Here is a 14,717-nt window from a genome sequence, read left to right as displayed (position 1 = left end):
GCGATGGGCTGCAAGGCGGCCGCAAAATGCGCTAACCAAGAAACGCCGCAATTCGCTCAGCCGCCGTCTGCAAATGCCCCTCATGGGTCAAGCCCGAGGCCTTCAATGGCTTAAGGTCATGGTCCGCCGCCCCCAGCCAGCACACCTCGATCGCTGGCGACAGCTCATAGCCCTCGACCGCCTCGCGGTTACCCAAGGCATCGCGTTCGCCCTGAATGATCAAGGTCGGCGTGCGCAGCCCGGCCAAATGCTCGACCCGCGGCTTCTCGGGTTTGCCCACCGCATAGAACGGATAACCCAGGCACACCAGTGCATCGGCCTCAAGCTCATCGGCCAGCAAACTGGCCATGCGCCCGCCCATCGACTTGCCGCCAATGGCCAGCTTGCCCGTGACCAAAGGTCGCACCTGCCGGTACACCTCGCGCCAGCATTGCAGTAACACCTTCTGCGGGTTGGGCGGGCGTTTGCCGCCCGTTAGCCGCCGCTCGGCCATGTAGGGGAATTCAAAGCGCACCACCGCTACCCCTTGTGCCGCCAGCCTTTGCGTCATGTCCTGCATAAACCCGCTGTCCATCGGCGCGCCCGCGCCATGGGCCAGGATCAGACCACCCACATAGCCCTGTTCGCCGCCCATTTGCGCAGGATCGCAGCGCAAGCCTGGGACATTTGCCACTTGCGCCCATTGATCCCCGTCAATACCGGCACTTTGCCCATTAATCATGCTTGCCTCGCTGTTTAGCCTGCCTATAACCGTGGATGGGAACCCATACATGAACACAACAACCAGTACCGCCTATAACTACAAGGTGGTCCGCCAATTCGCCATTATGACGGTGGTGTGGGGAATCGTCGGGATGGGGCTCGGCGTTTTCATCGCCGCTCAACTCGCCTGGCCCGCCCTCAACTTCGACCTACCGTGGACCAGCTTCGGCCGCCTGCGACCGCTGCATACCAATGCGGTGATCTTCGCCTTCGGCGGCTGCGCGCTGTTTGCCACCTCCTATTATTCGGTGCAGCGCACCTGCCAGACCACCCTGTTCGCACCAAAACTGGCGGCGTTCTCGTTCTGGGGCTGGCAGCTGGTGATTGTGCTGGCGGCCATCAGCCTGCCGTTGGGCTATACCAGCTCCAAGGAATACGCCGAGCTGGAATGGCCGATCGACATCCTGATCACCATCGTCTGGGTGGCCTACGCGATCGTGTTCTTCGGCACGCTGATCAAGCGCAATACCAAGCACATCTACGTCGGTAACTGGTTCTTCGGTGCGTTCATCCTCACCGTGGCGCTGCTGCACATCGTCAACAACCTGGAAATCCCGGTCAGCCTGACCAAGTCCTACTCGGTGTATGCCGGGGCCACCGATGCCATGGTCCAGTGGTGGTACGGGCACAACGCGGTGGGCTTCTTCCTGACCGCAGGCTTCCTGGGGATGATGTACTACTACGTGCCCAAGCAGGCCGAACGCCCGGTGTATTCCTATCGCCTGTCGATCGTCCACTTCTGGGCGCTGATCACCCTGTACATCTGGGCAGGCCCGCACCACCTGCACTACACCGCCCTGCCCGACTGGGCGCAGTCGTTGGGCATGGTGATGTCGCTGATTCTCCTGGCCCCGAGCTGGGGCGGCATGATCAACGGCATGATGACCCTGTCGGGGGCCTGGCACAAACTGCGCAGCGACCCGATCCTGCGCTTTTTGGTGGTGTCCCTGGCGTTCTACGGCATGTCGACCTTCGAAGGGCCGATGATGGCGATCAAGACGGTCAACGCCCTGTCGCACTACACCGACTGGACCATCGGCCACGTCCACGCCGGCGCCCTGGGCTGGGTTGCGATGATCTCGATCGGCGCGCTGTACCACACCATTCCCAAGATCTACGGCAAAGAGCGCATGTACAGCCTGGGCCTGATCAACGCGCACTTCTGGCTGGCGACCATCGGCACCGTGCTGTACATCGCCTCGATGTGGGTCAACGGCATCGCCCAGGGCCTGATGTGGCGCGCGGTGAACAGCGACGGCACGCTCACCTACTCGTTCGTCGAGACCCTGGTGGCCAGCCACCCAGGCTTCATCGTGCGCTTCGTCGGTGGTGCGATCTTCCTCAGCGGCATGTTCCTGATGGCCTGGAACACCTGGCGCACGGTGCGCGCACCGGCCGCCGTCGCCGCCCCTGCGAACGCCCAGCTGGCCTGAGGAGACAAGCCTGATGAAACATGAAGTCATCGAGAAAAACGTCGGCCTGCTGGCACTGTTGATGGTGTTCGCCGTCAGCATCGGCGGCCTGACCCAGATCGTCCCGCTGTTCTTCCAGGACGTCACCAACAAGCCGGTCGAAGGCATGAAGCCCTACACCGCGTTGCAGCTCGAAGGCCGCGACATCTACATCCGCGAAGGCTGCGTGGGTTGCCACTCGCAGATGATCCGCCCATTCCGTGCCGAGACCGAGCGCTACGGCCACTACTCGGTGGCCGGTGAAAGCGTCTGGGATCACCCGTTCCTGTGGGGCTCCAAGCGCACCGGCCCGGACTTGGCCCGGGTGGGTGGACGCTACTCGGACGACTGGCACCGCGCGCACTTGTACAACCCGCGCAACGTGGTGCCGGAGTCGAAGATGCCGTCCTACCCATGGCTGGTCGCGCACCAGGTCGACAACAGCCATACCGACACCAAGATGCGTGCCCTGCGCACCCTCGGCGTGCCGTACAGCGACGCCGACATCGCTGGCGCCCGGGACGCGGTCAAAGGCCACACCGAGATGGACGCGTTGGTGGCGTACCTGCAGGTGCTCGGCACCGCGATCAAGAACAAGAGGTAAGCGATGGAACTGTCAATCGACATCGGCATGATCCGCGGCCTGGGCACCCTGGTGGTGATGATCGCCTTCATCGGCCTGAGCCTGTGGGTTTTCAACCGTCGCCGCGACCGTGATTTCGCCGAAGCGCGCCTGCTGCCCTTCGACGATGACCGCCTGCCCCCCGCCGGGCAGGAACCTGCCATGAGGAGCACCCAGCAATGACCACCTTCTGGAGTACGTACATCAGCGTACTGACCCTCGGCAGCCTGATCGGCCTGACCTGGTTGCTGCTCGGCACCCGCAAGGGCCAGAGCAAGGACACCACCGACCAGACCATGGGCCACGCCTTCGATGGCATCGAGGAGTACGACAACCCGTTGCCCAAATGGTGGTTCTGGCTGTTCGTCGGCACCCTGGCCTTTGGCGTCGGCTACCTGATCCTGTATCCGGGCCTGGGCAACTGGAAAGGCGTACTGCCCGGCTATCAGGACGGCTGGACGCAAGTGAAGGAATGGCAGAAGGAAATGGACAAGGCCGACGCCCGCTTCGGCCCGATCTTCGCCAAGTTCGCCGCCATGCCGGTGGAGGAAGTGGCCAAGGATCCGCAGGCGCTGAAGATGGGCAGCCGGCTGTTCGCCTCCAACTGCTCGGTGTGCCACGGCTCGGACGCCAAGGGCGCCTATGGCTTTCCCAACCTGACCGACAAGGATTGGCGCTGGGGCGGCGAGCCGGAAACCATCAAGGCCTCGATCATGGGCGGCCGCCATGGCGTCATGCCGGCGTGGTCCGAGGTGATCGGTGAGCAGGGCGTAGCCGATGTGGCGGCGTTCGTGCTGACCCGCATGGATGGTCGCAGCCTGCCGCAAGGGGTCAAGGCTGATCCGCTCAAGGGCCAGGAGATCTTTGCCGCCAACTGCGTGGCGTGTCATGGGCCTGAAGGCAAGGGCACGCCAGTGATGGGCGCGCCTGACCTGACTCACCCACAGGCGTTCATCTATGGGTCGAGCTTTGCCCAGCTGCAACAGACCATTCGCTATGGTCGCCAGGGGCAGATGCCGGCCCAGGAAGAGATTCAGGGGCATGACAAGGTGCATCTGCTGGCCGCTTATGTGTATAGCCTGTCGCAAGAGGAGCCTGCTGAGACTGTAACCGCCAAGTAATCGCCGCAAGCCTTATCGCGGGGCAAGCCCGCTCTCACGCACAACGTGGGAGCAGGCTTGCCCCGCGATGCGTTTCCCCCCTCCCCCTTGCACCCCCCTCGAACAGAACTAAGCTTGTTGCCCAAGTGACCGCGCATCGTGCGCCGGTCTGCGACGCGGCGCATGGCCTGAGGCTGCGCAGAACTTTGGAACGCTTTACCTACGGCTTTGGGATGATGTCTTGCGTGCCCTGGCCCTCGAAAAAAAGCTTGACCGATCGATCAGAAAAAGGTGAAAAACGGTACACATTACAAATATTTATTTGTGTACAATCCTCCGAACCCGACAACCGCGGGACGGCGGTGAGAGGGCCTGGACACGGGTCGGCGCAAGGATCCTTGCGTTGCCATAACCCTAGGGGTTACCGATACTGGCGCCGATTTTTCAACCAACAAGAACTACCCAAACCGTGGAACCTTAGAATGAGCACAGCAATCAGTCCGACTGCTTATAACTATAAGGTCGTCCGCCAGTTCGCCATCATGACGGTGGTCTGGGGGATCCTTGGCATGGGCCTGGGCGTCTTCATCGCCTCGCAACTGGTATGGCCGCAGCTTAACCTGGACCTGCCATGGACGAGCTTCGGACGCCTGCGCCCACTGCACACCAACCTGGTGATCTTCGCCTTCGGAGGCTGTGCACTGTTCGCCACCTCCTACTATGTGGTGCAGCGCACCTGCCAGACCCGGCTGATCTCCGACAGCATGGCCGCCTTCACCTTCTGGGGTTGGCAGGCGGTGATCGTCGGTGCGCTGATCACCCTGCCGATGGGCTACACCACCACCAAGGAATATGCCGAGCTCGAGTGGCCGATCGCGATCCTGCTGGCCATCGTCTGGGTCACCTACGCGCTGGTGTTCTTCGGCACCATCGTCAAGCGCAAGACCAAGCACATTTATGTTGGTAACTGGTTCTATGGCGCGTTCATCGTGGTCACCGCGATGCTGCACATCGTCAATCACATCTCGCTGCCGGTCAGCCTGTTCAAGTCGTATTCGGCGTATGCCGGCGCAACCGACGCGATGATCCAGTGGTGGTACGGGCACAACGCCGTGGGCTTCTTCCTGACCACGGGCTTCCTGGGCATGATGTACTACTTCGTACCCAAGCAAGCCGAGCGGCCGATCTACTCCTATCGCCTGTCGATCGTCCACTTCTGGGCACTGATCACCCTGTACATCTGGGCCGGCCCGCACCACCTGCACTACACCGCGCTGCCTGACTGGGCGCAGTCGCTGGGCATGGTCATGTCGATCATCCTCCTGGCGCCCAGCTGGGGCGGCATGATCAACGGCATGATGACCCTGTCGGGAGCCTGGCACAAACTGCGCACCGACCCGATCCTGCGCTTTTTGGTGGTGTCGCTGGCGTTCTACGGCATGTCGACCTTCGAAGGGCCGATGATGGCGATCAAGACAGTCAACTCGCTGTCGCACTACACCGACTGGACCATCGGCCACGTCCACGCTGGCGCCCTCGGTTGGGTTGCGATGATCTCGATTGGCGCTGTGTATCACATGATTCCCAAGCTCTACGGCCGGGCGCAGATGCACAGCGTCGGGCTGATCAACGCGCACTTCTGGCTGGCGACCATCGGCACTGTGCTGTACATCGCCTCGATGTGGGTCAACGGCATCACCCAAGGCCTGATGTGGCGCGCGATCAACGATGACGGCACGCTCACCTACTCGTTCGTCGAGGCGCTGCAGGCCAGCCATCCGGGCTATATCGTCCGCGCCCTGGGCGGTGCGTTCTTCGCCTCGGGGATGTTGCTGATGGCCTACAACGTGTTGCGCACGGTACGTGCCGCTGATGCCACGCAAGCGGAAGAAGCCGCCAAGATCGTCGTCGTGGGAGCCCACTGATGAAGCATGAAGCAGTCGAGAAGAATATCGGCCTGTTGGCCTTCTTCATGGTCATTGCCGTGAGCATTGGCGGCCTGACCCAGATCGTCCCGCTGTTTTTCCAGGACGTCACCAACAAGCCGGTCGAAGGCATGAAGCCGCGCACTGCGCTGGAACTGGAAGGGCGCGATATCTATATCCGCGAAGGTTGCGTGGGTTGTCACTCGCAGATGATTCGCCCGTTCCGCGCCGAAACCGAGCGTTATGGCCACTATTCGGTGGCCGGTGAAAGCGTCTGGGATCACCCGTTCCTGTGGGGCTCCAAGCGTACCGGTCCGGACTTGGCCAGGGTGGGTGGGCGCTACTCCGATGACTGGCACCGCGCGCACCTGTACAACCCGCGCAACGTGGTGCCGGAGTCGAAGATGCCGTCCTACCCGTGGCTGGTCGAGCACAAGCTCGACGGCAAGGACACCGCGAAGAAGCTCGAAGTACTGCGCACCCTGGGCGTGCCGTACACCGACGCCGACATTGCCGGCGCCGCCGACGCGGTCAAGGGCAAGACCGAGATGGACGCCCTGGTGGCGTACCTGCAAGGCCTTGGCACCATCATCAAGAGCAAACGGTGACGCTGATGGATATCGGAATGATCCGCGGCCTGGGCACCGTTGTGGTGATGGTGGCCTTTGTCGGCCTGGCCCTGTGGGTGTTCAACCCACGGCGCAAGAAGGAGTTCGACGAAGCCACCCAACTGCCCTTCGCGGACGATCCCAAGGCCAGCCGGCACGTCGAGCAAGCGCACGCTAAAGCGCAAGAGAAAGCTTCTGGGAGCAAACAAGAATGACAACCTTCTGGAGTCTGTACGTCACAGTCCTGACGTTGGGCACTATCTTCGCCCTGACCTGGCTGTTGCTGTCGACCCGCAAGGGCCAGCGCGAAGAGGTCACCGACGAGACCGTCGGGCATGCCTTCGACGGGATCGAGGAATACGACAACCCGCTGCCCAAGTGGTGGTTCTGGCTGTTCGTCGGCACCATCATCTTCGCCCTCGGTTACCTGGTGCTGTACCCCGGCCTGGGCAACTGGAAAGGCGTGCTGCCAGGCTACAGCTACCTGGATACCGACAAGCAGACCGAGTTCGCCAACGGCGAGCCAGGCTGGACCGGCGTGCATGAGTGGGAAAAAGAAATGGCCAAGGCCGATGCCCGCTTCGGGCCGATCTTCGCCAAGTTCGCCGCCATGCCGATCGAAGAGGTGGCCAAGGATCCTCAAGCGCTGAAAATGGGCGGGCGGCTGTTTGCCTCCAACTGCTCGGTGTGCCACGGCTCGGATGCCAAGGGCTCGTATGGCTTCCCCAACCTGACCGACAAGGATTGGCGCTGGGGTGGCGAGCCGGAAACCATCAAGACCACCATCATGAATGGTCGTCACGGGGTGATGCCGGCCTGGGCCGAGGTCATTGGCGAGCAAGGCGTGGCCGATGTCGCCGCCTACGTACTGACCAATCTGGACGGGCGCAAGCTGCCGGAAGGGATCAAGGCCGATGCTGCCAATGGCCAGAAGATCTTCGCCGCCAACTGCGTCGCCTGCCACGGGCCTGAAGCCAAGGGTACGCCGGCCATGGGTGCGCCTGACCTGACCCATCCGCAGGCATTCATCTACGGCTCAAGCTTCGCCCAGTTGCAGCAGACCATCCGCTATGGCCGCCAAGGCCAGATGCCGGCCCAGGCTGAGCTGCAGGGCAATGACAAGGTGCACCTGCTGGCGGCCTACGTCTACAGCCTGTCGCACCAGGAGCAAACCACCGAGCAAGCCGAGTGATCTTGCGCAACGGCCCTGCCGCTTCCAACCGGAAGGGCCGTTGCGGATTCGACCGAGCCCGGCAATCGCACCCTTACAGGAACAGCTTCCGGCTTCTGCCCCGTCACTCCCCTCTCAACACTCCCTCCAGCCAGGCGTACCGCCTGACTTACCAAGAGGGAGCTTGCATGACTGATCTGGATCGACGCTTCGAAACCGTTCTGCCGCCCAAACGGCCCGGCCGCCATGGCAACCGCGCTACACCGCGCGCGTTCGTCTTCGCCTCAGACCCCCAGTACCCGTGGACGCCAGCTTCGGATTTGAACCTGGAGCAAAGCGCTGCCGACCGGGACCAGGAATCGGCGCAACTGATCAACCAGCAGTACGCCAATATTGCCGACTACCGCACCCATATGGGCGGCACGGCAATACCGGTGATGATCAACGGCGACATGACGGCCTATGGGCACGGCTGGCAACGCAAGGTGCTGTATCCGATCCTTGAGCGGCACTTGCAGGACAATTACTACTTCGGCCTGGGCAACCACGATTACGAGAACAACACGACCTTCAACAACGGTGCCGCCCGCGACAGCATCCTGGACCTGATCGATCACCACCGTGAGCGGGTCGACACCATGGACATCAGCGCCATTACAGATCTTCAGCAGACCCATTACAGCGGCAGCCTGGCCTACAGCATGAATTTCGGCAGGGTTCGCCTGATCCAGCTCAATAACGAACCCACCTATGAGCTGGGCTTTCAAAGCGGTTGGGCCTGGCCGCTCGAGCATCGCCATCGCTTCGATATCAGTGGCTCGTTGCAGTGGCTCGAAGGCCAATTACAGGAAGCCTACGATAGCGGGCAGATCATCCTGCTGAACCTGCATAAGCCCAACGAATGGGCCAGCCAAGAGGAACGCAACCGGTTCCGCGCGATGATTGCGCACTACCGCGTCGATGCTGTCTTTGCCGGGCACCTGCACCGCGAGGCTGGTCGTTTTTATCGAGACACGAGGGCCGTTGGCTCAATCCCCCTTTACCTGAGTGGCTCAGCCTCGCAGAGCACCTACCTGGTCGCAGAACTAAACGACAGCGCCGACAGCCTGAGCGTACGCCTGGTGCGAGGCAACGACTGGCGCTCAGCCGAGGAGATCGACCAGCTGCAACTGTATAAGCCATGAAGGCAGCAACTAAACGCAATGTTCATGTGGACTGTCAATTGATCCACATCAAATGAACAGCGCATACACCAACCCAGCACTTTACCCAATGCGACCAAAAGTCGCAGGGTGAACCTAGGCGCCACGACGGGCGTATCATGCTCGCAGGCGCCTACTACACCTGACCGCGGCCGGCATGCACTAGCCGCGGCATTTACCACTGCCGTGGGACTTGATGATGAGCAAGCAAATTCCGGTACATGATGTCACCCCGCCTGCCAAACAAGGAAAGGACTCTGTCGACCTCTACGCTGCCCGTGAAAAAATCTACACCCGTGCCTTCACCGGAGTGTTCCGCCGCCTGCGCATGGTCGGCGGTGCTGTCCTGTTCCTGCTCTACTTCGGCACCGTGTGGCTGAACTGGGGCGGTCACCAGGCAGTCTGGTGGAACCTGCCTGAGCGCAAGTTCTACATCTTTGGTGCGACCATCTGGCCGCAAGACTTCATCCTGCTCTCCGGGATCCTCATCGTCGCCGCTTTCGGCCTGTTCTTCATCACCGTGTTCGCCGGCCGCGTCTGGTGCGGTTACACCTGCCCGCAGAGCGTCTGGACCTGGATCTTCATGTGGTGCGAAAAGGTCACCGAAGGCGACCGCAACCAACGCATGAAACTCGACCGCGCACCGATGAGCGCCAACAAGCTGCTGCGCAAGACGGCCAAGCACAGCATGTGGCTGCTGATCGGCTTCGTCACCGGGGTGACCTTCGTCGGCTACTTCTCGCCCATTCGCGAACTGGTGATTGAGTTTTTCACCGGCCAAGCCGACGGCTGGGCCTACTTCTGGGTTGGTTTCTTCACCCTGGCCACCTATGGCAATGCCGGCTGGCTGCGCGAGCAAGTGTGCGTGTACATGTGCCCATATGCGCGCTTCCAGAGCGTGATGTTCGACAAGGACACGCTGATCGTCTCCTACGACCCGCGGCGCGGCGAAACCCGTGGCCCACGCAAGAAAGACCTCGACTATAAGGCCAAGGGCCTGGGCGACTGCATCGACTGCACCATGTGCGTGCAGGTCTGCCCGACCGGCATCGACATCCGCGACGGCCTGCAGATCGAGTGCATCGGCTGCGCGGCGTGCATCGACGCCTGTGACAGCATCATGGACAAGATGAACTACCCCAGGGGCCTGATCAGCTATACCACCGAACACAACCTGTCGGGCCAGAAGACCCACCTGGCCCGCCCGCGCCTGATCGGCTATGCGCTGGTGTTGCTGGTGATGATCGGCGCCCTGGCCACAGCCTTCGCCACCCGCTCGCTGGTCGGTTTCGATGTCAGCAAGGACCGCGTGCTGTACCGCGAGAACGCCCAGGGGCGGATCGAAAACGTCTACAGCCTCAAGGTGATGAACAAGGATCAGCGCGACCACGTCTACGTGCTCGACGCCACTGGCCTGCCGGATCTGAAGCTTGAAGGCCACCGCGAGATTCGCGTTGCCGCCGGTGATATCGTCAGCCTGCCGGTGCAGCTGTCGGTTGCCCCCGAGCAGTTGCCCTCGACCACCAACGAAGTCATGTTCATCCTCAGGGACGCCGACGACAACGGCACCCTGGTTGAAGCCAAGAGCCGTTTCATCGGCCCGCAAATACGCTAAGGAATCGCTGCATGCCTGCCACCGCCACCAGCCCCTGGTACAAGCACCTCTGGCCCTGGATCATCATCGCCATCCTGACCACCTCGGTGTGCCTGAGCCTGACCATGGTCAGCATTGCCGTGCGCAACCCGGACAACCTGGTCAACGACAACTACTACGAAGCCGGCAAAGGCATCAACCGCTCGCTGGACCGCGAGCTGCTGGCGCAGACCCTCAACCTCAAGGCGCGGGTGTACCTGGACGAGCTGACCGGCGAAGTCGAGCTGCGCCTGACCGGTAACAGCGATCCGCAGACGCTGGAATTGAACCTGATCTCGCCGACCCAGCCGAACAAAGACCGCAAGGTTACGCTGGCACGCAGCGAGCCGGGGCGCTATGTCGGCCAACTGGATGACAAGGTCGAGGGGCGGCGTTTCGTCGAGCTGCTGGGCAGCCAGGATGGTCATGTCTGGCGCTTGTTCGAGGAGGAAAAGGTCGAGCATGGGCTGACCCTGGAGCTGGGTGACGAGGCCCTGCAAGGGGCTGAGCGTCACCAGTGAGTAATGCCATGAGCTCGGCTTGCGTACATCACCGCGTGGGCACGGGACACGTGGGAGCTGGACACGTGGGAGCGAGGCGCGTGGGAGCGGGCTTGCCCCGCGATAGCGTCAGTCATGACCACGGGCGTGTCAGAACTGACGCTATCGCGGGGCAAGCCCGCTCCCACGCGCCTCGCTTCCACGACCCTCGCTCCGACGAGCCTAGCTTCCACGCGCCTAGCTCCCACGCGAGCTGCATGCGCGTCCTCCAAAGCAAATTGTGCAAGGCAGTAGACCTGTGACCCAGCCCACCCCCTGCTACCACTGCGCCCTACCCGTCCCTGCCGGCAGTCGCTTTAGCGCCGTGGTCCTTGGTGAACCCCGCGCATTCTGCTGCCCCGGTTGCCAGGCGGTGGCCGAATCCATCGTTGCCGGCGGCCTTGAGCACTATTACCAACACCGCAGCCAGACCAGCGCCAACCCCCAAGCCCTGCCGCAACAGTTGCAGGATGAACTGGCGCTGTACGACCGCAGCGATGTACAACAGACCTTCGTGCACCATGCCGATGACCTCGCCGAAGCGACGCTGATGGTCGAAGGCATCAGCTGCGCCGCCTGTGGCTGGCTGATCGAAAAGCACCTGCGCAACCTGGACGGGGTCGCCGATGCGCGACTCAACCTGTCCAACCATCGCTTGCTGATCAGCTGGGACGACCGCCAACTGGCCCTGTCCAAGCTGATGGCCGAGCTGCGCCACATCGGCTATGCCGCCCACCCGTACCAGCCCGACCAGGCCGCCGAGCAACTGGCCCGGGAAAACCGCAGCGCCCTGCGCCGCCTGGGCGTGGCTGGCCTGCTGTGGTTCCAGGCGATGATGGCGACCATGGCTACCTGGCCCGAATTCAACATCGACCTGAGTGCTGAACTGCACACCATCCTGCGCTGGGTCGCACTGTTTCTCACCACGCCGATCGTCTTCTACAGCTGCGCACCATTCTTCAAGGGCGCTGCTCGCGACCTTCGCACCCGCCACCTGACCATGGACGTTTCAGTCTCGCTGGCCATCGCCCTGGCGTACTGCGCCGGGATCTGGACGGCAATCACCGGCAGTGGCGAGCTGTACTTCGACACCGTCGGCATGTTCGCGCTGTTTCTGCTTACTGGCCGCTACCTGGAGCGCCGCGCCCGCGAACGCACCGCCGCCGCCACCGCGCAACTGGTCAACCTGCTGCCCAGCTCCTGCCTGCGGCTGGACCGCGACGGGCGCAGCGAGCGCATCCTGCTGGCCGAGCTGCAACGGGGCGACCAGGTACAAGTGCTGCCCGGCGCGGTGATTCCCGCCGATGGGCGGATCATCGAAGGCCGCTCGAGCATCGACGAGTCGCTGCTGACCGGCGAATACCTGCCGCTGGCGCGGCGCGTTGGCGACCGGGTGACGGGGGGCACGCTCAATGTCGAAAGCACCCTCACTGTCGAGGTCGAGGCGCTTGGCCAGGAAACACGCCTGTCGGCGATTGTCCGGCTGCTGGAGCGCGCCCAGTCGGAGAAACCGCGCCTGGCGCAGATCGCCGACCGCGCCTCGCAGTGGTTCTTGCTGTTCACCTTGGTCGCCGCAGCCGCTATCGGCCTGCTCTGGTGGCAACTGGACGCGTCGCGGGCATTCTGGATCGTCCTGGCCATGTTGGTCGCGACCTGCCCCTGCGCGCTGTCGCTGGCTACCCCGACTGCACTGACCGCTGCTACCGGCACCTTGCACAAGCTCGGTTTGCTGGTCACCCGTGGCCATGTGCTGGAAGGGCTGAACCAGATCGACACGGTGATCTTCGACAAGACCGGCACCCTCACCGAAGGCCGCCTGGCGCTGCGCAGCATTCGCCCGCTGGGCGCGCTCGCTGCCGACCGCTGCCTGGCGCTTGCCGCTGCGTTGGAAAACCGCTCCGAACACCCCATCGCCCGCGCCTTCGGCCGCGCTGCGCAGCCTGCCGAGCAGGTACAAAACGTGCCAGGCCTGGGCCTTGAGGGCGCCGTCGACGGCCAGCGCCTGCGCATCGGCCAGGCCAGCTTCGTCTGCGCCCTGAGCGGCGCTGAAATACCTGTCGTACCCGAGCCGCGTGGCCAGTGGCTGCTGCTCGGCAACCGCCAAGGCCCACTGGCCTGGTTCGGCCTGGACGATCGCCTGCGCGAGGATGCCAAGGATCTGCTCGACGCCTGCAAGGCGCGCGGCTGGCAGACACTGCTGCTGTCAGGCGACAGCTCGCCGATGGTCACCGAAGTGGCCGCCCAACTTGGCATCGACCAGGCCATTGGCGGCCTGCGCCCGGACGACAAACTGGCACGGCTGCGCGCGCTGCAGGCCGAAGGGCGCAAGGTGCTGATGCTCGGCGACGGGGTCAATGACGTGCCGGTGCTGGCCGCAGCCGACATCAGCATCGCCATGGGCTCGGCCACTGACCTGGCCAAGACCTGCGCCGATGCGGTGCTGCTGTCCAATCGCCTGCAAGCGTTGGCGCAGGCCTTCGACCTGGCCCGCCGGACCCGGCGTAATATCCTCGAGAACCTGCTGTGGGCGACGCTGTATAATGGCCTGATGCTGCCGTTTGCCGCCCTGGGCTGGATCACCCCGGTCTGGGCTGCCATCGGCATGTCGCTCAGCTCGTTGATCGTGGTGCTCAATGCCCTGCGCCTGACCCGGCTCAAAGACGACGCCTTATCGCCGGGCAAGCCCGCTGCCACGCTGCAATCGCTGGCCTGAACCGCCCCGCGATGACAGTTATTGAAGGATGACCGTATGCCTGCCCTCTACATCATGATCCCCGCAGCCCTGCTGATCGTTGGTGTGGCCGTGTACATCTTCTTCTGGGCGGTGGACAGCGGCCAGTACGACGACCTCGACAGCCCCGCGCACAGCATCCTGTTCGACGACCAGGACCCACAGCACCAGGCTGCGGTCAAAGCCGATGGCGACACGCCCAAAGACGAGGACCAAACCCCTCGTGGCTGACCTGCTTCCTCTGCTTGGCTCAGCCCTGGTACTCGGCCTGCTCGGTGGCGGCCACTGCCTAGGCATGTGCGGCGGCCTGATGGGCGCCTTGACCCTGGCCATCCCTCCAGAACAACGCAGCCGGCGCCTGCGCCTGCTGCTGGCCTACAACCTCGGGCGGATCCTTAGCTACACCTGCGCAGGCCTGCTGCTCGGCCTGGCCGGTTGGGCGGTGGCCAGCAGCCCGGCGGCCCAGGGGCTGCGGGTGGCGGCGGCGTTGCTGTTGATCGCCATGGGCCTGTACCTGGCCGGTTGGTGGAGCGGGCTGACCCGCATCGAAGCTCTTGGGCGCGGGCTGTGGCGGCATATTCAGCCGCTGGCCACGCGGTTGTTGCCGGTATCGAGCTTGCCCCGAGCGCTGCTGCTCGGCGCACTGTGGGGCTGGCTGCCCTGTGGACTGGTGTACAGCACCCTGCTGTGGGCGGCGAGTCAGGGCAATGCCGGCTACAGCGCGGCGCTGATGCTGGCGTTTGGCCTGGGCACCTGGCCGGTGTTGCTGGCCACAGGGCTCGCCGCAGAGCGGGTCAACGCCCTGCTACGCCGACGCAGCGTACGCATGGCCGGTGGCTTGCTGGTGATCATGTTTGGTTTGTGGACACTGCCAGGGCCGCATCAGCACTGGCTGATGGGCCATTGATCCACGCTCAACCCAAGAGCCTGTTTCCTTCCATTTCAAGCAACAGCACTTAGAGAAATTTCCCAC

Annotated in this window: 15 protein-coding genes; 14 read left to right on the top strand and 1 reads right to left on the bottom strand. The window is 63.1% G+C overall.

Annotation, left to right across the window (positions count from 1 at the left end):
* Positions 1-31: 31 nt before the first annotated feature.
* The gene (locus tag HU737_RS04620; RefSeq protein ID WP_367616007.1) at positions 32-721 is read right to left on the bottom strand and encodes an alpha/beta family hydrolase; all 690 of its coding nucleotides are present in this window, start codon (positions 719-721) and stop codon (positions 32-34) included.
* A 49-nt stretch (positions 722-770) separates the two neighbouring features.
* Here HU737_RS04620 and ccoN (HU737_RS04615) point away from each other — a divergent pair, with 49 nt between their 5' ends.
* From ccoN (HU737_RS04615) to HU737_RS04550, 14 genes are all read left to right on the top strand, one after another.
* Complete coding sequence (gene ccoN, locus HU737_RS04615) at positions 771-2,195, top strand: cytochrome-c oxidase, cbb3-type subunit I (RefSeq protein ID WP_186555666.1); 1,425 nt, start codon at positions 771-773, stop codon at positions 2,193-2,195.
* Between the two features lie 13 nt (positions 2,196-2,208).
* Entirely contained in the window at positions 2,209-2,817 is a 609-nt protein-coding gene (gene ccoO / locus HU737_RS04610; protein WP_186555665.1) for a cytochrome-c oxidase, cbb3-type subunit II, read from the top strand.
* A 9-nt stretch (positions 2,818-2,826) separates the two neighbouring features.
* Positions 2,827-3,018 carry a cbb3-type cytochrome oxidase subunit 3 gene (locus HU737_RS04605; RefSeq protein ID WP_186555787.1) on the top strand — a complete coding sequence of 64 codons (192 nt, stop codon included), beginning with the start codon at positions 2,827-2,829 and terminating at the stop codon, positions 3,016-3,018.
* On the top strand, positions 3,015-3,956 hold the full coding sequence (gene ccoP / locus HU737_RS04600) for a cytochrome-c oxidase, cbb3-type subunit III (protein ID WP_186555664.1): 942 nt from the start codon (positions 3,015-3,017) through the stop codon (positions 3,954-3,956). The genes HU737_RS04605 and ccoP (HU737_RS04600) overlap by 4 nt, the downstream gene beginning before the upstream one ends.
* 461 nt (positions 3,957-4,417) lie before the next feature.
* The gene (ccoN, locus tag HU737_RS04595) at positions 4,418-5,860 is read left to right on the top strand and encodes a cytochrome-c oxidase, cbb3-type subunit I (protein WP_186555663.1); all 1,443 of its coding nucleotides are present in this window, start codon (positions 4,418-4,420) and stop codon (positions 5,858-5,860) included.
* Positions 5,860-6,468 carry a cytochrome-c oxidase, cbb3-type subunit II gene (gene ccoO, locus HU737_RS04590; RefSeq protein WP_186555662.1) on the top strand — a complete coding sequence of 203 codons (609 nt, stop codon included), beginning with the start codon at positions 5,860-5,862 and terminating at the stop codon, positions 6,466-6,468. Before ccoN (HU737_RS04595) ends, ccoO (HU737_RS04590) begins: the two co-directional genes overlap by 1 nt.
* A gap of 5 nt (positions 6,469-6,473) precedes the next feature.
* Entirely contained in the window at positions 6,474-6,683 is a 210-nt protein-coding gene (locus HU737_RS04585; protein WP_186555786.1) for a cbb3-type cytochrome oxidase subunit 3, read from the top strand.
* Positions 6,680-7,660, top strand: a complete 981-nt coding sequence (gene ccoP / locus HU737_RS04580) for a cytochrome-c oxidase, cbb3-type subunit III (protein WP_186555661.1) — start codon at positions 6,680-6,682, stop codon at positions 7,658-7,660. The genes HU737_RS04585 and ccoP (HU737_RS04580) overlap by 4 nt, the downstream gene beginning before the upstream one ends.
* A 167-nt stretch (positions 7,661-7,827) precedes the next feature.
* Positions 7,828-8,823, top strand: a complete 996-nt coding sequence (locus HU737_RS04575; protein ID WP_186555660.1) for a metallophosphoesterase family protein — start codon at positions 7,828-7,830, stop codon at positions 8,821-8,823.
* Positions 8,824-9,040: 217 nt separating this feature from the next.
* Positions 9,041-10,456, top strand: coding sequence for a cytochrome c oxidase accessory protein CcoG (gene ccoG, locus HU737_RS04570; protein WP_186555659.1), 1,416 nt, complete (start codon positions 9,041-9,043; stop codon positions 10,454-10,456).
* Positions 10,457-10,467: 11 nt separating this feature from the next.
* Positions 10,468-10,995: a FixH family protein gene (locus HU737_RS04565; protein WP_186555658.1), complete on the top strand. Its 528-nt coding sequence runs from the start codon at positions 10,468-10,470 to the stop codon at positions 10,993-10,995.
* Between the two features lie 277 nt (positions 10,996-11,272).
* A complete protein-coding gene (locus HU737_RS04560) occupies positions 11,273-13,726 on the top strand; it encodes a heavy metal translocating P-type ATPase (protein ID WP_186555657.1) in 2,454 nt (817 codons plus the stop codon).
* 36 nt (positions 13,727-13,762) lie between these two features.
* On the top strand, positions 13,763-13,975 hold the full coding sequence (gene ccoS, locus HU737_RS04555) for a cbb3-type cytochrome oxidase assembly protein CcoS (RefSeq protein ID WP_186555656.1): 213 nt from the start codon (positions 13,763-13,765) through the stop codon (positions 13,973-13,975).
* Entirely contained in the window at positions 13,968-14,651 is a 684-nt protein-coding gene (locus tag HU737_RS04550) for a sulfite exporter TauE/SafE family protein (RefSeq protein ID WP_186555655.1), read from the top strand. Before ccoS ends, HU737_RS04550 begins: the two co-directional genes overlap by 8 nt.
* The last annotated feature ends 66 nt before the right edge of the window (positions 14,652-14,717 follow it).

This window comes from Pseudomonas urmiensis (assembly GCF_014268815.2).
Classification (GTDB): domain Bacteria; phylum Pseudomonadota; class Gammaproteobacteria; order Pseudomonadales; family Pseudomonadaceae; genus Aquipseudomonas; species Aquipseudomonas urmiensis.
The sequence above is the reverse complement of the archived record's forward strand: the minus strand, read 5'-3'. Positions and strand labels throughout refer to the sequence as shown.